The sequence below is a fragment of the Candidatus Leptofilum sp. genome, assembly GCF_965223285.1.
GTDB lineage: Bacteria > Chloroflexota > Anaerolineae > Promineifilales > Promineifilaceae > Leptofilum.
The window spans coordinates 3,473,864-3,492,846 of the sequence record NZ_OZ244997.1 but is presented as its reverse complement, the minus strand read 5'-3'; the positions used below and the strand labels follow the sequence as shown (position 1 = coordinate 3,492,846).

The following is an 18,983-nucleotide window of genomic DNA, read 5'->3' as shown; positions in this document are numbered from 1 at the left end:
GTTGACGCTCATGCAAAAAGTGTGCCTTGTAATGTTTTGGCTTCTGAGAGCATCTGTCCGAGTGGAGGTACGATTATGAAATTAGCAATGATTGGTTTAGGCAAGATGGGCGGGAATATGGCTCGTCGGCTGATTGGTGATGGTCATGATGTGGTGGGCTACAACTTGCATTCGGCCGTTACCGACAGCCTTGCAGATGAAGTGGGACTCATCCCAACGTATTCACTGGCTGAAGCCGTAGGCAAGCTAACGGCTCCGCGTGTGGCGTGGGTGATGGTTCCCGCAGGAAAGCCGACCGAAAGCGTTATCAGTGAGCTGGGTACGCTGCTAAGTGAAGGCGATTTGGTAGTAGACGGTGGCAACAGTAACTATAAAGAGACCATGCGTCGAGGCAATGAGTTGGCTGAAAAGGGGATTGACTTTATAGACGTCGGCACCAGCGGCGGCGTGTGGGGCTTAAAAGAAGGATACAGCATGATGGTTGGCGGGTCAGAAACGGCCGTTGCCACCCTTACACCCGCACTCAAGACCCTGGCACCGGGCACAGACAAGGGCTGGGGGCACGTTGGCCCCAGCGGGGCTGGCCATTTTGTGAAGATGGTACACAACGGCATTGAGTATGGCTTGATGCAAGCGTATGCCGAAGGGTTTGAAATTATGAAGGCCAAGGAGGATTTTGGCCTCGATTTGCATCAAATTTCTGAAATTTGGCGTTTTGGCAGCGTGGTGCGCTCTTGGCTGCTGGATTTAACGGCAATTGCATTGTCAGAAGATGCCAACTTGAGCGATATTAAAGGGTACGTGCCCGACAGCGGTGAAGGTCGCTGGACGGTACAGGAAGCGATCGATCTGGATATTCCGGCACCCATCATTACTCATTCGCTGTTTGCCCGCTTTGTCAGTCGCCAGGAAGAAAGTTTTGGGGCCAAGATGCTGGCAGCGATGCGCAATCAGTTTGGCGGCCATGCCGTCGTGAAAGCAGAAGATTAAATATTGCCACAGAGAGCACAGAGGAAAAAGAGAAAATAAATCTCTTAACCCTCTGTGCTCTCTGTGGCCAAAAGTTTAACAGGCAGATTCGATGTTTGAGAATAAACCAAAATTTGGGCCTGAGCAGTTTCCCGCAGGCGCAGACATTATTCGGCAGGGGGATGTGCCCGATAAGTTTTACATCATTACGCGGGGGCGCGTGGCGGTGCTGCTGCAACCGCCAGATGGCCTGGATGCGGTGCTGAACTATTTGGGGCCGGGCGACTTTTTTGGCGAGGTGGGGCTGCTGCGACAAAGTCGGCGAATGGCGACGGTGCGGGCAGAAACGGCCGTTGACGTGATGACAATGGATTATCCGACCTTCAAAACCTGGATTGATGGCTCATCGCTGATTGCCCAGGAAATCAAGGCACTGGCGGCAGAACGCACCCGCGATACCGGCCCACTAGAGCCAGCTCCGCCGCCAAACATGCCTTCAATGCCGAATGATTTTGTACAAACGACCGTTGAATCCGCCGAACAGTACGAGGCAGAAACGGTAATTGTCTGGCAGGGTGAGCAGCCAGACCGCTTTTACATCATTATCGAAGGGTTTGTCTCGGTGACCCATGAGGATGAACATGGCAAGCAGCATCAGGTGGCTTACCTGACGGCTGGCGACTATTTTGGTGAGATTGGCCTGTTGGAAGGAAGTGAACGGATTGCCACGGTAACGGCCGTTACCCGCGTAAAAGTGGTTTCCTTCGATCGCCAAACCTTCCGCCGCTGGATGGTTCACTCCCCCCGTAGCCAGGACGACATTGCCGAAACGGCCGCCCGCCGCCGCAAAGATACGGGGATGCTGTCGTTACCGGATGACCAATAGACCGTAATCGGTGGGCTGTAAACGGTAATCGGTGGGTAGTAATCAGTATTCAGTGACCAATCACCAACCGCTTGCAAACCTGCATACTTGCATACTCTTGAGGCGTTCATGATAGTAAACATCACAGAACTGAAGCGGCAAGCGGCCGAAAAAGCGGTCGAGCTTGTTCAGTCGGGCATGGTGATTGGTTTGGGGACGGGCAGTACGGCCGTACACGCCGTGCGCGCCATTGGACGATTGTTGAAAAGTGGTGAGCTGCAAAACATTGTTGCCATCCCCACCTCTGAGGTAACCGCCCGCGAAGCAGAGTCGCTGCAAATTCCGTTGGTTACATTTGACAGCCACCCAGAAATTGACATAACGATTGACGGGGCTGATGAAGTCGCGTCGAATTTGGATGTGATCAAGGGCTTGGGTGGGGCATTGCTGCGCGAAAAAATTGTAGCGGCCGCTTCCAAACGGTTTGTTATTGTGGCCGACCATACCAAGCGCGTGACCCAGTTGGCCAGCAAAGCCCCTGTGCCGGTGGAGGTGATTTCCTTTGCCGAGCGGCCTGTAGCTGATTATTTGGCATCGTTGGGGGCACTTGTCGTGAAGCGGCTGGATGGGAAACGGCCGTTTCGTACCGATGAAAACAACATCATCCTGGATTGTCATCTTCCCCCCCTCACCAACCCCCAACAAATGGCAGAAGCCATCTTGAAGCAACCTGGCGTGGTGGAGCACGGCCTCTTCCTCAACATGGCCACCGATGCTATCTTGGCCACGCCGGACGGCATCGAGCATCTTGGCCGCGAGTAACCAACCCACAACGCCTCTGTAATAATTCTGTAAGCAGTTTTCGCTAAAGTAAAATCGTCTAACTGGGTAAGTGAATAAAATGTCACTTCTCACTATGAATCTATCCAAAAAAGCCACAGGCTTGTACAGAAAGAGCCTTCACCTCAAAAACCTCTGTGACCTCTGTGGCCAATATTTGAACAGATTGTAAATTCTTTCCGTCTCAGGAGAAATTATGCTTAGAAAACTTTCTTTCGGTGCTTTGGTTGGCTTGTTGTTGACGGTGGCGTTAACGGCCGTTCACTATTTGGTGTCGCAGCTTGTCGGCACGGCTTTTCTTCCCTTTGACTTTTTCAACTGGATGACCCGCGTCCTGCCCGGCGATCTTATCACCTTTGGTATTGATATGATGATCGACACGATGCTGGCATTGGGCTTGAGCGTGGTCGATTTAGCTAAAACGGCCGAACGCGCTTCCGCCGTGCTGCAATTTGTGGGCATGACGTTGGTCTTGGGCGCAATCATCTTTGGCATTTGGCATCTGCTGAAGCTGCGCCGCTCCCGCCTGGCCGGGCTGATTGTGGGCGCGATTGTGGGGCTGCCGCTGCTGACCATCAGTCAGTCGGTGGCGCAACTGGATGTGCCTCCTTTGGTGAACGGGCTATGGTTGTTTGGCAGCTTTTTGCTGTGGGGCTGGCTGCTGGGCGTTGCCTACGGCCGTCTCTTCCCCACCGCCACCTCAGACCCCGAATCCGCCCCGTCCGCTGCGCCTGCCAATGATGTGCAGGCGCTCGATCGGCGTCGCTTTTTAATACAGTTGGGGGCAAGTACGGCCGTTCTTACCGTCGCTGGCACGGGCATTGGGGCCACGCTGGCCCGCGCCGAACGCGCCCGCATCTCCGCTGGCGGTGCCAGCATCGGCTCCGGCGACATCATCTTCCCCAACGCCAACGACCCAATCATCCCCGCCCCCGGCACCCGGCTAGAATACACCCCTGTTTCCGAACATTACCAAGTTTTCTTGCAAACCGAACCCACTATCATCGAAGAGGATGATTGGGATCTGCCCATCACCGGGCTAGTGGATAACCCGCGTATCTTTACCCTGCAGCAGTTCCGCGACGAGTTTGAATCGTTTGACCAGTTCGTGACCCTCACCTGCATTTCTGGGCGCGTGGGAACCGGACTCATCAGCACCACCAAATGGACGGGCGTCAGTGCCCAGGACGTGCTGGAAGCCGTCGGCGTGCAGCCAGAAGCCAAATATCTCTACATCACTTCCGGCGATGGTTTTTATGAAACGGTTGATTTGGAGTTGATTCGCAACGATCGGCGCATCATGTTCTGCTATGCCTGGGATGATAAGCTGCTACCCAAAGACCACGGCTTTCCGCTCCGCATCTGGATTCCCGACCGGTACGGCATGAAGCAACCCAAATGGATTGTGGGCGTCGAAGTGACAGATGAATACCAACCGGGCTACTGGGTAGAGCGCAACTGGAGCAAAGAAGCCATCGTCAGAACCACCTCCGTCATCGACACGGTGGCGGTAGACAGCGTAGGCGCGGTTGATGGCCAGCAGGTTATTCCCATAGGCGGCATTGCCTACTCAGGCGCACGCGGCATTGGTGGCGTAGAAGTGCGCGTAGACGGCGGCGACTGGCAACCTGCCCAGCTACGCACCCCGCTTTCGGAAACGACCTGGGTCATTTGGCGGTACGATTGGGCCTTCACCGAGGGTGACCATCTGTTTGAGGTGCGCTGCACCGAGGCAGACGGCACCTCGCAAATAGAGGAAAGTAATCCAAATCGCCCCGATGGTTCCACGGGCATTCATAGCTTTGAGCAAACCGTGTAAATAAGCGAGTCAATCGCTAAATTGAGTGAAAAATTATGAGTAAGAATAGCAAACTTTTGATAGGTGTTTTGATGGCGGCCGTTGTTTTGGCAGCTAGTTGGTACTTAGCTTCTCCACTTTTTATTACCAACAGCGTTGATGAAGCCTTTCCCTTTGAGATTCCAGACGCCACGACGCTGGCCAACATGGATACGGCAGAGATGGCGGCTCTTGAAGATGAGTTTATGTCGGCTGTACCCGATGAAGCGACCATTGAGCAACTGTCTGATGAAGATCGGGCAATGGTAGAAGATCAGGTGATGGAAGCGGCCGCTGCCGTCATGGCCGACAAGGAAATGGACGACGCCATGCCTGCCGCTGAGTGGACAGTCGCAGCCTCTGGTACCTTTTTGGGTGCAGATGCTTTTCATGAGGGTGAGGGAACGGCCGTTATCTTCCAACAAGGGGAGCAGCGCGTGCTGCGTCTTGAAGATTTCCGCGTCACCAACGGCCCGGACCTGCACGTCATCCTCAGCAAAAGCACCGACCCGCTTGGCAGTGGCATTGGTGAAGATTACCTCGATTTGGGTCAATTAAAAGGCAACGTGGGCAACCAAAACTACGAACTGCCCGCCGATTTAGATTTGAGTGAATACCAAAGCGTGGTTATTTACTGTATGCCGTTCCACGTCCTGTTTTCCGCCGCCAGCTTGAGTGGCTAGCCTCACAACAAAACGTCATCATTCGGTATAATAGAATGGCTTCTGGCAATTGCTGGAAGCCATTTTTTATTTGTTTGGAGAAAAATGTTGCGCTTGAAGCGACTCCCTATTCTCATTGCTACGTTTCTGGTCATGCTTGGAGCTGGCTGGCTGTATTGGCCCACCGTCTGGCTACCGCTTATTTACGACACGCTGCTGCACATTCGCATTGTGGGCGGGCTTGATTTTGGCACTGTTTGGCTGCCCACCGAAGCGTTTGGCTTTTATCGGCCCATGACGTTCTTCCCGATGCTGATCATTGAAGCGTTGTTTGGTGGCTATCCGGCTTGGCTGCTGCACGGCAACAATGTGGTACAGCACGCGGCCAACGCGGGCTTGCTGGCGTGGTTAAGCTGGCGGCTGTGGCCCGATTGGCGACGGGCGTTTGCCGCTGGTGCCATTTTTGCCACATTCCCCTTTGCTTACCAAGCAGTGGCAGTGTACGGTCACAATGTGCATCCTGCAATGACAGGGTTGGTGCTGCTGGGGCTGCATAGCTACCTGACGGCCGTTTCTTCCAAAGAGGGAACACAGAGTTTCACAGAGGAACCACAAAGAACTATAGAGAAAAAATCTTCTAAATCTGCTGATAAAAAAACACACAAATGGCAGTTCATTACCTGGGTACTTTTTGGCTTGATGGTGCTGACGAATGAAACGGTCGTTCTCTTCGGTGGCTTTGCTGCTTTAGTCCACATTTGCACCCAACCAGAACTGCTCACCCAACCGCGCCAGCTTTTGCGCCAGCCGTGGCGTTGGTTTTTGCTGGCGGGGCTGGTTTATTTGGTTGTCTACCAATTTTTGCCCATTAGTCGTGCACCCCAGGCAGCGGCCGTTGGGCAGGATTTGTGGCTGAATGGACTGTATTTGCTGCAAGCGGCCGTTTTCCCCCTTGCCTGGTTTGCCCACCTGCTACCCAACGTGAGTGGCCAACTGATTACGCTGGTTGGTGCGGCATTGGTTTTGGCGGCAGCGGGTTGGCTGGCGTGGCAAAAACCAGCCTGGCGCGCGCCGCTGCTGCTGGCTGGCGGCTGGTGGGCGGCTACCAGCTTGCTCCTGGCCATCACCCTCCCCACCGATTATTTACTGCGTGGCCCGCGCCTGCTTTATTTGGGCAGCGTGGGGGTGGCGCTGCTGTGGGCACATTTGCTAGCGGGCGTGCGGAACGGCCGTTTTACAAAAACAACCACAGGCAAAGAGGATAACTCAAAAATCTCTGTGTCCTCTGTGGTAAGTTTTCGATGGTTAGTGTGGACGGCCGTTCTCACCTTCATCCTCCTCACCAGCATCCAATTTGTCCGCACCAAGCTCACCCAATACGAACAGCTCACTGAACCGGTGCGCGTCTCACAATCCACAGAAGATGTGCATATCCCAAACTCGGAGATTGTTTACGTAAACTTGCCCCGATGGCTGGATGTGCCCCCCAATACTTATGCTATTGGTGTGGAATTTGTGGCTATGTTGGGCGATTATCTGTTTGTGGAGGAGCTTACTAATGCCAACAATATCGGCAAGGGAGAAGCCTGGGCTGTAGAACTGCCAGAATTACAAAGTCAAACAGAGTATGCTTATGGCATTCATGCCCAGCACAGTTGGCCCCCGTTAACTGATAAACCGCGCGTGCTGCTTATCACGGAATATGCTGCTGAGCAGCCGCAAACACAGTTAACAGGTTCGTTAGCCTATCTGCCAATGACCGAAGAACCTGCCTACATTACCGCTCAATTTGATACCCATCAACTGAGCCTCGGTGATCCAGATGAATATGGTGCTAGAAAGATGGCAGTGGCTTGTGGCAATGTTGTAAATGTGAGGCTGATCTGGCGGCAGCGTTATACAAACATTCCCGACACGACCTCGGTTTTTGTACAGGTGCTGGATGCAGACGGCCGTCTCCTCGCCCAATCAGACGGCCCTCCGCTAGGAATTCGCCCTAGCTTACTGGGAGCCACACCAGATTGGACATTGTTTGATTTGCGCGAAATACCGCTAGAAGAAGGGCAAACGCCCCACACCTTGCTCGTGGGCGTTTACGATTTTGCAACTGGCGAGCGCAGCCCCGCTACCGACAACTACGGCCAAACATTGCCCGATAACGCCTGGCGCGAGCCCATTAGCACTTGCTCCAAAACTGAGTAATTCGTCGGGTCACATGTTATAATTTAGCAATCCTCACGATTCACTCAGTCGCTCCGGTCGCTTTCCTGGCAGAGTGAGTCAATTGGCATTGAGGGACACTGGCAATATTGAATTACTATTATAAATCCTGACCAATTTTGGCCGAGGGAGGTAAGCGTGTTAGAGCAAATGCAAGCCCGTTTGGGGAATTTGTTAAAGGGTGGCGAAGGTCACGAACACGACGGAAAATTTGGCACCTTCCCTGGTGTGTTTACCCCCACTGTTTTAACCATCCTGGGTGCAATTATGTATTTGCGTCTGGGGCAAGTCGTGGGGAATACGGGCTTGTTGGGAGCCATTCTCATCATTTTGCTGGCGCATGTCATTACTGTTTCCACCGGACTGGCCGTCTCCTCCGTAGTGACGAATACGCGGGTGGGGGCTGGCGGCGCGTTTGCCATCATCTCGCAATCGCTGGGCTTGGAAGTGGGGGGCAGCGTGGGGATTCCGCTGTTTATTGCTCAGGGCATTTCAGTAGCCCTCTATGTGCTGGCCTTTGCCGAGGCGTGGTTACGCATCTTCCCTTCGCACTCCATCTTTGTGGTTTCTGTTTTGACCTTTGCTATTGTGTTTGGCATTGCCTATGTCAGTGCCCAATTTGCGGCACGGATTCAATATCTCATTTTGGGTATCGTTGGTTTTTCATTAATTTCGGTCCTGCTGGCGAGTTTCCCCATTGCGGGACGAGCGGGATTGACAGAAACGGCCGTTCTCTGGGGACCATTTTCTACCTGGAGCTTCTGGGAGGCATTTGCCATCTTCTTCCCTGCCGTCACGGGAATTATGGTAGGTATTAGTCTCAGTGGGTCACTCAAAGAACCACGCCGCAGCATCCCCCAGGGAACCATGAGTGCCATCGGGCTGACAATGATTATCTACCTGCTGCTGACTTATTGGTTGGCGCATATTGCCCCAGCGGATGAACTGCGGCGTGAAAGTACCATCATGGTGGACAAGGCATTTTGGGGGTGGGCCATCCTGGCTGGAATGCTGGGGGCCACTTTCTCATCTGCACTTGGCTCCTTAGTGGCGGCACCCCGCGTGATGCAGGCTTTGGCGCTGCACAGTATCTTGCCCTTCAGTGAAATTTTGGCGCGGGAAACAGACCGCAATGAACCCCGCCCAGCACTCTACGCCACTGGCGTCATTGGGTTGGTTACTTTACTGATTGCTCTGGCGAGCGGCGGACTAAATGCAGTAGCTAGCATCATCACGATGTTCTTTTTAATTACCTATGGTATGCTCAATTTGGTTGTGTTGATCGAGCAGATGTTGAGCACTGTCAGCTTTCGCCCCACGTTTCGGGTACCGCGCATTGTGCCATTTATTGGTCTTGTTGGTTGTGTTTTCGTGATGGTTCTCATCAATCCGGTGTTTAGTCTGGTGGCAGTGGTGGTAGTGGGTTTGGTGTACAGCTACCTGCTGCGGCGCAATTTGGAATTTTTGCCCAGCGACGTACGGAGCGGCATGTTTTTGTCGCTGGCAGAATGGGCGGCTACGCGGGTGAGTCGCTTGCCCCCGGCGGTAAAGCGCACCTGGAAGCCGTCGGTGCTAGCACCCATTGTACAAACCCAGGAGCTAACCGGTAGCTACCGCTTTTTGCGAGCGTTAGCAGCACCGCAGGGGGCGGTTCATGCCCTGGGCATTTACCCTGAAGGGGATGATTCGGCATTGAAGGGGTTGCCTGCTCTGACTGATGCGCTAGCTGACGAGGGGATTTTTGCCCGCACCACGCTGTTAGAGGAAGCGGATGTAGTAAACGGGGTGCGCTCGGCGACACAAATTTTGCGGGGTACCTTTTTCCGGCCTAATCTGCTGTTTTTGAATTTGCGGAAAGAGTCAAATCTGGATGAGTTGCAGGAGTTGGTGGATAAAACGGCCGCTTATAATATGGGCATCGTTTTGCTAGCGCGACATCCGGTACGTGCCCTGGGGCGGCAGCATTTGGTTAACGTTTGGATTTCACACCGAGGGGATGATTGGCAAGTTGATTTGCGTTGGAGCAACTCTGACTTGGCACTGTTGCTTGCCTACCAACTTACCAAGAATTGGTCTGGTAAAATTAATTTGTGTATGGCAGTTGCTACCGAAAGAGAAGTGCCAGCCGCCAACGACTACTTACAATCGCTGGTTGATCTGGCCAGATTGCCCAAAAATAGTGGCGTGACGGTCGTACAGGCTTCTTTTTCCGAAGGATTGCACCTGGTTCCCCGTGCCGATTTGGCCATTTTTGGGCTGCCGAATCCGGCACGGCTCACATTTTGTCAGGGAATTGTGACGGCTGTGGATGGTTCTTGTTTATTTGTACGCGACTCTGGCGAAGAAAGTGCTTTGGCCTAAATTTCGAGATCAGAAACGTAAGATTGGTGCTGCATTCGCCCCAATTTTTATGAAGGAGCAAACAATGAGTGAAAAGATTGATATTAATGTGGCTGACGCGGAAACATTGGCAACCATTTCTGGTATTGGCCAGATTCTGGCTGAGCGAATCATTGAATATCGGCAGACGGTCCATCCCTTCGAAGAGGTGATTGAGCTAGCGGCCGTTCCCGGCATTTCTGAAAAGATGGTGCGTGGCTTTGGGGATTTGGTGACGGTGCAGCCGGTTTCGCGAACGACGGTCGTTCCTCTGGACCTTGATGCCGAAGAAGAGCTACCCTTGCTAGACGCGCCAGAGGCGATGGAGATGTTAGACGCACCTCCCCAGCCAGACGGCTTGCTGACGGCCGAAGTGCCCGCCCCGGCTGTGTCCGACGATGAGATCGCTGAAGTTGAAGAAATCGTTGTCGATGAACTGGAAAGCATGGCGGAAGAAGAGGAAGTTGAAGAATCTGCTGAGGTGGAAGAACTTGCTGAATCAGAGGCATTTCCCGAACTGGATGAACTGGATGAGCCAATGGATGCCGCGGAAGAAGATGATGAGCCGGAAGCTGCTGTGGAGGATGTAGTAGACGAACTGGAAACGGCCGTTTCCCCACCACCTGCTCCGGAAATTGAGGATTTGCCGCTGGCCGAACCTGTCGTTGAGACAATGCCTGAACCCGAGGCCATGCCGCCCACACAAAATGCAGAGTTAGAAGCGGCTGCCCAGCGGCGCGGTTGCGTCACGACCTTGCTGGGAGCCACGTTTGGGGCCGTTTTGGGCGCGGTACTCACCTTGCTGTTGCTGGCCTCGCTCAATCAGGGCAGCCTCAACTTTGCCGCCACCGACACCGAAATTCAGCAGCGACTCGATACAGAAATTATCTCTCGCACCAATGAGCTGAACCAGCTCTCTACCCGCGTGAGCGTGGTGGCCACGCAAGAAGCGGCCAGTAACCAGAGCTTGCAAGATGAGCTAACGGCAGCCAACGAAGCCCTTACGGAAGAGATCGCCGATAACGAAGAGATTATTAGCTATTTGGCCACGCGCTCTGGTGATTTAGAGTTGCGTTTGCAAGAGGTGGCCGGTGCCGCTGACACATTTACCAGCTTTTTGGATGGGTTGCGCATGCTGCTAGGCGATTTGGAGGAGGGCAACGCAACGCCCACGCCTGCACCTGCGGATGAAACCATCACGCCGACGCCTACCCCATTTAGCACGAATACGCCGACGGCAGAAGCATCTGCAACAACGGCCGTTTCACCAACAGGTGAACCAACTCGCACACCACAGCCCACCGCCACCCAATTCCCATTCCCAACCAACACGCCTGCACCGCAACCGTGAGCGACGCCATGCGTACCAATTATTTTGGAGATTAGGAATTGGAAATTAACACAATCTCTAATCTCCAGTCTCCAATCTCAAAGGTTTTTTCATGACCACAAACGAGGAGTTAAAAATGACAACCGATCAACCACGCAGCTTTGGCAGCCGCCTCTGGTGGATAATTCGTTCCGTGCTGCTGATTTTTATTGTCCTGGCCTTGGCAGCCGCCTTGCTAGGTGGCTTAGGGTATGCAGGTTACTTGGGGGTGCAAGAAATTCAACGCTCCAACGACAGTTTGCTCATGCGCATTGAAGCCAATGAGCAGAACCTAAACTCGCTGCGCGATTTGGTGAATGCAGAATTTGCTGAAGGTGATCCTGAGCAGCAGATGCAAATTAACCAACTGCAAAACGAAGTTGAAGCACTCACCCGCCAGCTTGAGGCGTTGCAAACAGTGCAAAGCGAAGACACGGCCGTTCAAACTGACCAAATTGATGACCTAGAAGCCAATCTGGCAACGGCCGTTGCCCAAAATGGCGATCTGGCAGGTGAGTTAGAAATGGTTCAATCTGCCCTGGTTGCGCTGCAAAGTGATCTCAACAGCACCGGGGGGCGCATTGACGAGCTGGGAGGGGGTTTAGACACCTTGCGTCTGCGCCTGGCCGATTTGGATGAGAGCTTGGTTGCTTTAACGACCGAGACAATCGCCGCACGGGATAGCGAAGCCGCCGCCGTTCAGCAAAACTTGATTCAGCTTCAGCTATGGGGGCTGCTCACCCATGCCCGGCTGGCTTTGGTGGATGGCGATATTAGTGCGGCAGAAACGGCCGTTGCTCAAGCCATTCCCTTTGCCAACAGCCTCACTGCTGAACCAGACAGCTTCGCTGCCCAAGCCTTGCTCCGGCTGCAGACCCGCCTTACGCTGGCTGCTGACGGCTTTGCCACAGACCTGCCAATGGTTGCTGAGGATTTGGAAGCGGCTAGCCGCGAGCTAACGCTGCTTATTGTTGGCCCACCGCCAGAAGCAGAGATTGTGGAAGAGACCTCACCGGCAACAGAAACGGCAGTTGAGGCCACTCCCGCCCCAACTGCGAGTTCAGTTTCAGAAGAAACCGCCACACCAGAGCCAACGGCCGTTCCAGCGGAGACGCCGCTGCCTTCTCCAACACCCACAGCAACCCCGTAGAGGAACAAGGCATCAAAAGTCTCTAAAGACTATTGATGTCTAACTGTTACAAAATAAAACAGGGGCTGGTTGCAACCAGCCCCTGCTCTTTTCTAACCTAAGTTAGCGTTTGGCGGTTTTACCCACCGTTTTGCTGACTTACGGCCGTGTCATACCAGAAACATCAGCTCCCATTTCTGCCAGCGAATCATACAAGATTTGAATGACGTACTGGGCATTGTGAGCATATGCGCCTGGGTCTTTTTGGGCATACTGGTAGTTGTAAGCAGCCCGCAACAAGCTAGGCGTCCAAGTTGCGTACCGTTCGTCTGCATCATTGAAGAAGTACGGGTAAGCGTGAGAGTTGTACACAATCAGATCTGCACCAACACCGGTCGAATATTCCTGCATCGCCGTGTAAAGCATTTCCGTCATGGTAGCAATTTCGCCAGCAATCCCTTCGGTCACGTCGCCGTCACCGTCGTAATCCACTTCGCTTACACGAATATCAAGCAAATCTGCGGCCGTTTCCACATTCTCATGACATTCCGTACATTCAGCTACTTTCACTTCTAACCTGTGTGTGCTGTGGCATTCTGTACAGTCGTCAAATGCGCCAACGTGCTCGTTCTTGCCTACATACTCATTACCAGCAAACTCGTACGCCCCCTGCACTTCCGTGCCAAAGAGCGTCGCGCCAGCCGCAAAGTAATGGATGTTCTGGAAGCGCAAATTATCTGAGATTTCGTCATCACCCAGATCGCCAATCGAACTGTTCATGGAAACGGTTGAAGAACGACCCTGATGACAGTTGATACACGTATTGGCCGATTCGCCTTCACCAAAGGAAACCGGCGCCCCACTGGGGAAGGTTACCGAGTCAAATACGTAAATATCATACGTTTCTAGATCGTTGTGGCAGGTGGCGCAGTTCAGGCCGTTGGCCGTTGGTTGAGTAATAGATACCCCTTCCGTGGCAAACAGCGGCAGCCCTGCGGCCGAATGACATTTGCTACATCTGCCAGGTACCGCTCCATCTTCGTCCCAATGCCGGAATGCTTCTTCAGAACCAGCAAAGTGACCGTGGTCAATACGGCGTAACGTTGTCATGTCCACTGGCGTAGCGATAGCCTCGTTGAGGTCAGCAATTGAATCGTAGAGAAGCTGGATCATGTACTTGCCACCATGCGCATACCGGCCAGGGTCTTTCAACGAGGCCTGGTAGTTGTAGGCAGCTTTGGCCAGACGCGGTGTCCACCCATTGTAGGCATTGGGGAATGCTGCTTCGCCTTCGCTTACTTCGCCATTGCCATCACTATCAATGAAGAAGTAGGGGTAGCTGTGATCGTCGTAAACGATCGGGGTGCCGCTTACCTCTGCGGCATATGCCTGCATGGATGTAAACAAAATCGCGCGCAAATCTTCAATTTCAAAGAAGATGCCTTCGCTCATGTCGCCATCGCCGTCGTAATCTACCAATGAACCGGGCATACGGATGTTCACCAGGTCATCTGTGCTGGCGGCGTCCGTGTGGCAAACGGTACATTCGTCGAACTGTACTTCCAGCGTGTGCGGATCGTGGCAGCTTACGCAGGTGTCATACCCTTCCACGTGGTCAAACTTGGAATCATACGACTGGCCTTCGTATTCGTAGCCACCCATTGCCCAGGTGCCAAACTGCGTGGCCGCAGCCGCGTAGTAATGGATGTTGGTGAAGCCCAAATCTTCGCTAACGGTATCTGGGTCTGCGACCGGATCGAGGCCAGCTTCAACGATGGAATTGTTCACAGACACAGTGGAAGCCCGCCCTTGATGACACTGCATACAGCGCGCTTCTGGCCCTAAACCAGTGATTTCTGCCCCTGATGGGAAGACGATGCTGGCCAGATCGGCCGTTACGCTATTATGGCAGGCTTCACATTCAACGGTGGTGCCAAGCGGTGCTGCGGCGTCTACAGTGCCAAAATCAGAGCCGTCTGCTCCTAGGAAATCCAAAATACCTGGTGTGCTGTGGCATTTGGCGCAACGAGCAGGAATCTCGGCTGGATCGTCTTCGTCCCAATGGACAAAGGCTTCGGCGCTAGCATCAGCGTGGCCAGAGGCGGCCCACTGTGCTTCGAAGGGAATGGTGGAAATCGCCGTTTCTGGCTCAATCATCACCTCAACCACGCGCGTTACCTCAACCTCTACTGGAACTTCAACAGTCTCAGTTTGGGCCTCGCCAGGCACCTCAACGATCCTTGTTACTTCCACCGTTTCTGGTTCTTGGCTACAGGCAACAACAGCCAGGCACAAAAACAGCAAAAGCCCGAGAATAACGTAAACGCTTTTATACTTCGGGTAATACATAAAAACCTCCTTTGCAACGAATTTTTGGGAAAATGTGAGAGAAGCAACCTACACACATTTCGCCAAAATGGTTCAAAGGCAGTTGCCAGGCTAGAACCAAACACTGCCTTCTAAAAACATAACCAGCCAACCAGGCAAATGGCTAACTAGCTATGGTGATGGTGTACTTAGAGGCACAAACACCTCACGGGTAACTCGCGGGATTGTTTCAATAGCAGTTTGCTCAAATGTAAACGCCCAAATCAGACCGACCAACAGCAGGCTTCCTACAACCACGCTAACGGCAAAGAAAATTCGCTGCCGTCGGCGGCGTACCGGTAAGGCCAGGCCTGGCCAAGGCTCACCGCCTTGTTCCAGCCGCTCCAGCTCCAGGGCATGTTCTTCTTCCATCTGGCTGTGGGGCAGCTTGCCCGTAAATATGCTGGGATTGAAATGCTTAATGTGCACGTTGTACATATGCCAGACCAGAATGCTGAGAACAGCTAATAAAGCTTCGCCGCCGTGAGCGGCCTTGGCTGCGGGAATAAATTGACCTGGCAAGAAAACCGTAGAGGCAATAGGGTTCCAAAGCACAAAACCGGTGATAATCATGATGGCTGTACCCCACACCACTGCCCAATATTCAATCTTTTCGCCAAAATTAAATTTGGTCATTTTGGGCGGATTCTCGGCCAAGCCCAGGTTGTATTTGACTGTTTGAATTAAATCAAATAAATCCTGCTTTCTGAGCATGATCCGCATACGCTCATGCTTGACAAAAAGGCGGTAAGCCGAGGTAAAGAGATGATAAATGGAACCAACCACCAGCAAAATGGCCGACCAGCGGTGAATAATCCGGGTCAACTCAATGCCGCCCATCGCGTTGATCATCCACTCTGCCCAATTTTCCAGCGCATATTTTTGGGGCAGGCCGGTAATGGCCAAAATGGTGAAACTCACCATCAAAATAAAATGCTCAATCCGGGCCATTGTCCGAAAGCGAGGATATTGTTTTTCTTCATGAGTTTCTTGTTGAGTTGTGCTAGTCATCTACTATCCTCTCAGTCGCAGGCGTACGCGCCGGTAAATGTCAGTGGCAACCAGAAAGCCAAAAAATCCAATTGTTGCTGGTATCACAATTTGGTAAAAGAGATTTACCAGATAGACAAGGGGGTTGTTTTGTAACGATGGCTTGAAATGGCTGGTCCAGCTATTTGGGAAATTTGCTGTGGCGTCGGGATGACATTGTTGGCAGGTTTCAAGCAGGTTGGCTTTAATGCCTGCCTCCGGGTCATCGGGGGATTTAATATTATGGACGCCGTGGCAGTCGTAGCAGACGGCCTTGTTGGTTTCTGCATTTGGGTCCTGGTGCTCAAATAGCGTCACGGTGGTGCCGTGGAAATCAGCCACGTAGGTGTCAAACACATCGGTGGAAATTTCGTACTCGGCCATTAGATCCACATCGGCGTGACATTCGGCACAGAGTTGCGGAGAGCGTAGGCGGAAGAGGGCTGTAGTAGGGTCCGATATGTTGTGGACACCGTGGCAGTTGATGCAGGTAGGCACATCTGGATTGCTTTCGGCAAGCAGGGCATCACCGTGTATGCTGCTGGCGTATTCTTCATAGATGGTGCTGTGGCACTGCTCACAGGTGTATGAGATACGCTGACGAGGCTCGTCGGGGATGGGGGTATCGTGTGCGCCGTGACAATCTGTACATACGGCCGCTTCCACTTCACCTTCTGCAATGGCCGCACCATGCACATCATCTAATACGTGGTCATAGTTAGTTTCGTGGCAACGGCCGCATAGAGGATATTGTTGCAAATTATATTCCCTTTCACTTGCGGCCGTGATTGGTTCGTGTGGGAAGCGCGCATCTTCGTGGCAATCGGTACAGGCCAGCGGCTGCCATTCATTTCCCTCACCATGCACAGAGTCGTGCAGTGCGTTGGCGTCAATCGTCAGGTTGAGCGTGTCGCCATTGGGGAAGGTGTAGGTTAACCCCTCTTGGCTGTGGCAGGCCAGACAGTAGTCGTTGTCCACCTTCTGGGCAAACAGACCAGCCTGGATGATTTCCGTAAGCTGGCTGGAATCTACAATGGGAATATCCTGCTCAACGTGGCAATCAGTACACGCTTCAGTGCCCGCACCTGCTTGCCATTCGTCTACCGTTAGAACGTCGTGCGAACCGTGGCAGTCGGTACACCCCACCGGATTTTCTGATTCGGGGCCGGGGTGGCTACTGATGTGGGGCTGTACGTGGCACGTCTCGCAGTTGGCAGACTGCATCAACTCGTACTCGCGCAACGTATCGGCGGCTACTGGCGTGTGGGGCTGCTGGTAGTTGTTGATAGGCTGATGGCAGCTTGAACATGCCAGTGGGTCAGCAGCCGCATCACCGTGGGCTGAATTGGCTAGCGTGGCCAGGCCTACCTGGGCCGAAATCGTTTCACCAGACGGGAAAACAACTTCGCCTTCGGTATCTTGGTGACAGAGGCGGCAGGCGGTGTCGTCTGCAATTTGGGGATGGGGCAGGGCAGAAACGGCCGTTTCCATCTGTTCCATCCCCGTAATGGACGGATGCGATTGGATAACGGCCGTTATATCCTGTTTGGGCGCGGCTTGCGTTGGCAAAACATAAACAGCCACCAGGCAAGCCAGTAGGGCACTCACGGTGCCCCAAATCAGGCGACTTTTTTTGTTAAATTGAATCAATGAAGCCTCCGAAAATATTGCCCAAACGGGAGAAGCTGACGGCCGCACTAACAAATTAAGGTTAGTGCGGCTCATCAGGTCAAACGGTTATTCTTGGGGTGTTTCTGTGGTTTCTTCCGCTGGTTCTGGTGGTGGTTCCGTGTGATACTCAACGGCAACGGCAATCAGTTCCTCGTCGGTCAAAGCGGGTGCCAGGCCATCTGCATAATGACAGCTGCGGCAGGCAAAGTCTAGCCCTAGCTCTGAAAGAGCCACCGTGCCGTCCTCTGAAAATTGTCCAATTTGGAGCGGGTTAATGAGCATCAGGTGAGTACGAATGTCACCCGTAAAGCGTTCCGGGTCTCCCAGAGCCGTTTTGGTAACGCGCGGCATGTGGCAATCAATGCAATCGACGTTGATGCGGTCATGACCTGCTTCAAATTTTGCATCGGCCTGATGACAGTTTTCGCAGGTTGTCCGAGTTGTTTGGGCACCATCTCGGCGTAACTGAATGACCCCCGCATGCGGATCGTGACACACCACACAGTCGAGGGTGATGTGCTTGCTCTGAAACAGCTCTTCATATTGTTCATGATGCTGGATGAAGCCGTTTTTAGCATTTACCTGCTCTGAGCCACCCCGCACATGGCAATTGCCACATGATTCTGAATCGCGATCCATAATCGGCCGTACCGTGATGGGATTTTCGGCATGAACACTGCCTGCGCCGTGGCACTCTTCGCAGTGGATGCCACCAGCTGCCCAGGTGCCAATCATGCCCGGCAGACCGTCTTGATTACCGACCGGACTGTAGCCAGTTGTGTGGCAGGTGCCGCAATTATATGGTTTTTCTTCGCCTGCGTGGTAGGCAACCCAGTTGTTGCCTAAATCAATTTCAGGATTGTAGAAGTTATACTGTGTAGTCGCATTTTCATCCCCGGTAATGATATAGCCTTCCTGGTCGATAAAGCGTGCCTTCCAGTTGTAACCACCAATCACATAGCTGATGTCATCCCAGGTATAGCCTTCTGGTGGGCTGGGAACTTCGGTGAAAGGATATTCGGGTGGCTGACCATCCACAACGCGGTTTAGCTTGTAGGGGTGACCGCTACGCATGAAAACATCATAGATTTCCTCATGACATTCAGCACACGCCTCACTGCCGATAAACTCTGGCGGCGTGTAGCTTAAGCCATCAACGCCGGGCGCACCAGGCAAGCCTTGTGCGCCGTCGGCACCCGCCGGGCCAGGAGGCCCTTGGGGGCCTATGGGCCCTTGTGGTCCTTCTGGGCCTGTTTCTCCCGCACAGGCCGCTAGCAATAGTGCAAAAACTGTAAGGAACAAAATCATCAAAAACCGTCGCCTGCGTTCCATTTTTCAAGCCTCCTTTGCCCGTTCCATCCGGGCAATTGCTACCGGAATTTGCAAGCTGTTCTTATCTTTGATTAATGTGCGAGCTTATTGTACAGGGCAGTTTGTCTTAATCGTAATGACAAATGTCATTCACACTAGATGACAGACGTTGCGAAATAGGGTGTGCCTCTGGGGAAAATAAGCGTTCCTTATGTGTCAGAAGGTGTACAAACGGTAAAAAGGTTTGATGGTCAAAAAACGGTTGTAAAAATGTGAATGCGAGATGTATGAACAATGTCACCAATAATGCCGCAAGGCGGCATTTTTTGCAACCG

At 53.0% G+C, this 18,983-nt stretch carries 13 protein-coding genes; 9 read left to right on the top strand and 4 right to left on the bottom strand.

Annotated elements, in window-relative coordinates:
• Nucleotides 1-75: 75 nt before the first annotated feature.
• From gnd to ACOQPU_RS15720, 9 genes are all read left to right on the top strand, one after another.
• A complete protein-coding gene (gene gnd / locus ACOQPU_RS15760; RefSeq protein ID WP_420640790.1) occupies nt 76-990 on the top strand; it encodes a phosphogluconate dehydrogenase (NAD(+)-dependent, decarboxylating) in 915 nt (304 codons plus the stop codon).
• A gap of 91 nt (nt 991-1,081) precedes the next feature.
• Nucleotides 1,082-1,855 (top strand): cyclic nucleotide-binding domain-containing protein, encoded by a 774-nt coding sequence (locus ACOQPU_RS15755; RefSeq protein WP_420640789.1) that lies wholly within the window; start codon nt 1,082-1,084, stop codon nt 1,853-1,855.
• A 108-nt stretch (nt 1,856-1,963) separates the two neighbouring features.
• A complete protein-coding gene (gene rpiA / locus ACOQPU_RS15750; protein ID WP_420640788.1) occupies nt 1,964-2,656 on the top strand; it encodes a ribose-5-phosphate isomerase RpiA in 693 nt (230 codons plus the stop codon).
• A gap of 214 nt (nt 2,657-2,870) precedes the next feature.
• Nucleotides 2,871-4,493 carry a molybdopterin-dependent oxidoreductase gene (locus ACOQPU_RS15745; RefSeq protein WP_420640787.1) on the top strand — a complete coding sequence of 541 codons (1,623 nt, stop codon included), beginning with the start codon at nt 2,871-2,873 and terminating at the stop codon, nt 4,491-4,493.
• Between the two features lie 35 nt (nt 4,494-4,528).
• A complete protein-coding gene (locus tag ACOQPU_RS15740) occupies nt 4,529-5,194 on the top strand; it encodes a DM13 domain-containing protein (protein WP_420640786.1) in 666 nt (221 codons plus the stop codon).
• 84 nt (nt 5,195-5,278) lie between these two features.
• Complete coding sequence (locus ACOQPU_RS15735) at nt 5,279-7,375, top strand: hypothetical protein (RefSeq protein WP_420640785.1); 2,097 nt, start codon at nt 5,279-5,281, stop codon at nt 7,373-7,375.
• Nucleotides 7,376-7,531: 156 nt separating this feature from the next.
• Nucleotides 7,532-9,754 carry an amino acid permease gene (locus tag ACOQPU_RS15730; protein WP_420640784.1) on the top strand — a complete coding sequence of 741 codons (2,223 nt, stop codon included), beginning with the start codon at nt 7,532-7,534 and terminating at the stop codon, nt 9,752-9,754.
• Between the two features lie 64 nt (nt 9,755-9,818).
• Nucleotides 9,819-11,123: a helix-hairpin-helix domain-containing protein gene (locus ACOQPU_RS15725; protein WP_420640783.1), complete on the top strand. Its 1,305-nt coding sequence runs from the start codon at nt 9,819-9,821 to the stop codon at nt 11,121-11,123.
• 115 nt (nt 11,124-11,238) lie between these two features.
• Nucleotides 11,239-12,291 (top strand): hypothetical protein, encoded by a 1,053-nt coding sequence (locus ACOQPU_RS15720; protein WP_420640782.1) that lies wholly within the window; start codon nt 11,239-11,241, stop codon nt 12,289-12,291.
• A 138-nt stretch (nt 12,292-12,429) separates the two neighbouring features.
• On the opposite strand, the gene ACOQPU_RS15715 is transcribed toward ACOQPU_RS15720, so the two are convergent.
• The 4 genes from ACOQPU_RS15715 to ACOQPU_RS15700 form a co-directional block, all read right to left on the bottom strand.
• Nucleotides 12,430-14,619 (bottom strand): cytochrome c3 family protein, encoded by a 2,190-nt coding sequence (locus tag ACOQPU_RS15715; RefSeq protein WP_420640781.1) that lies wholly within the window; start codon nt 14,617-14,619, stop codon nt 12,430-12,432.
• 150 nt (nt 14,620-14,769) lie between these two features.
• A complete protein-coding gene (locus ACOQPU_RS15710) occupies nt 14,770-15,648 on the bottom strand; it encodes a formate dehydrogenase subunit gamma (RefSeq protein ID WP_420640780.1) in 879 nt (292 codons plus the stop codon).
• Nucleotides 15,649-15,651: 3 nt separating this feature from the next.
• Entirely contained in the window at nt 15,652-17,316 is a 1,665-nt protein-coding gene (locus tag ACOQPU_RS15705) for a cytochrome c3 family protein (protein ID WP_420640779.1), read from the bottom strand.
• Nucleotides 17,317-17,403: 87 nt separating this feature from the next.
• A complete protein-coding gene (locus tag ACOQPU_RS15700; RefSeq protein WP_420640778.1) occupies nt 17,404-18,669 on the bottom strand; it encodes a multiheme c-type cytochrome in 1,266 nt (421 codons plus the stop codon).
• Nucleotides 18,670-18,983 lie beyond the last annotated feature (314 nt).

Bases quoted from the DNA above. Each gene is read 5' to 3' on its own strand.
- ACOQPU_RS15700 (WP_420640778.1), bottom strand. From the start codon at position 18,669: ATGGAACGCAGGCGACGGTTTTTGATGATTTTGTTCCTTACAGTTTTT.
- rpiA (WP_420640788.1), top strand. From the start codon at position 1,964: ATGATAGTAAACATCACAGAACTGAAGCGGCAAGCGGCCGAAAAAGCG.
- ACOQPU_RS15715 (WP_420640781.1), bottom strand. From the start codon at position 14,619: ATGTATTACCCGAAGTATAAAAGCGTTTACGTTATTCTCGGGCTTTTG.
- ACOQPU_RS15745 (WP_420640787.1), top strand. From the start codon at position 2,871: ATGCTTAGAAAACTTTCTTTCGGTGCTTTGGTTGGCTTGTTGTTGACG.
- gnd (WP_420640790.1), top strand. From the start codon at position 76: ATGAAATTAGCAATGATTGGTTTAGGCAAGATGGGCGGGAATATGGCT.
- ACOQPU_RS15710 (WP_420640780.1), bottom strand. From the start codon at position 15,648: ATGACTAGCACAACTCAACAAGAAACTCATGAAGAAAAACAATATCCT.
- ACOQPU_RS15720 (WP_420640782.1), top strand. From the start codon at position 11,239: ATGACAACCGATCAACCACGCAGCTTTGGCAGCCGCCTCTGGTGGATA.
- ACOQPU_RS15755 (WP_420640789.1), top strand. From the start codon at position 1,082: ATGTTTGAGAATAAACCAAAATTTGGGCCTGAGCAGTTTCCCGCAGGC.
- ACOQPU_RS15735 (WP_420640785.1), top strand. From the start codon at position 5,279: ATGTTGCGCTTGAAGCGACTCCCTATTCTCATTGCTACGTTTCTGGTC.
- ACOQPU_RS15740 (WP_420640786.1), top strand. From the start codon at position 4,529: ATGAGTAAGAATAGCAAACTTTTGATAGGTGTTTTGATGGCGGCCGTT.
- ACOQPU_RS15725 (WP_420640783.1), top strand. From the start codon at position 9,819: ATGAGTGAAAAGATTGATATTAATGTGGCTGACGCGGAAACATTGGCA.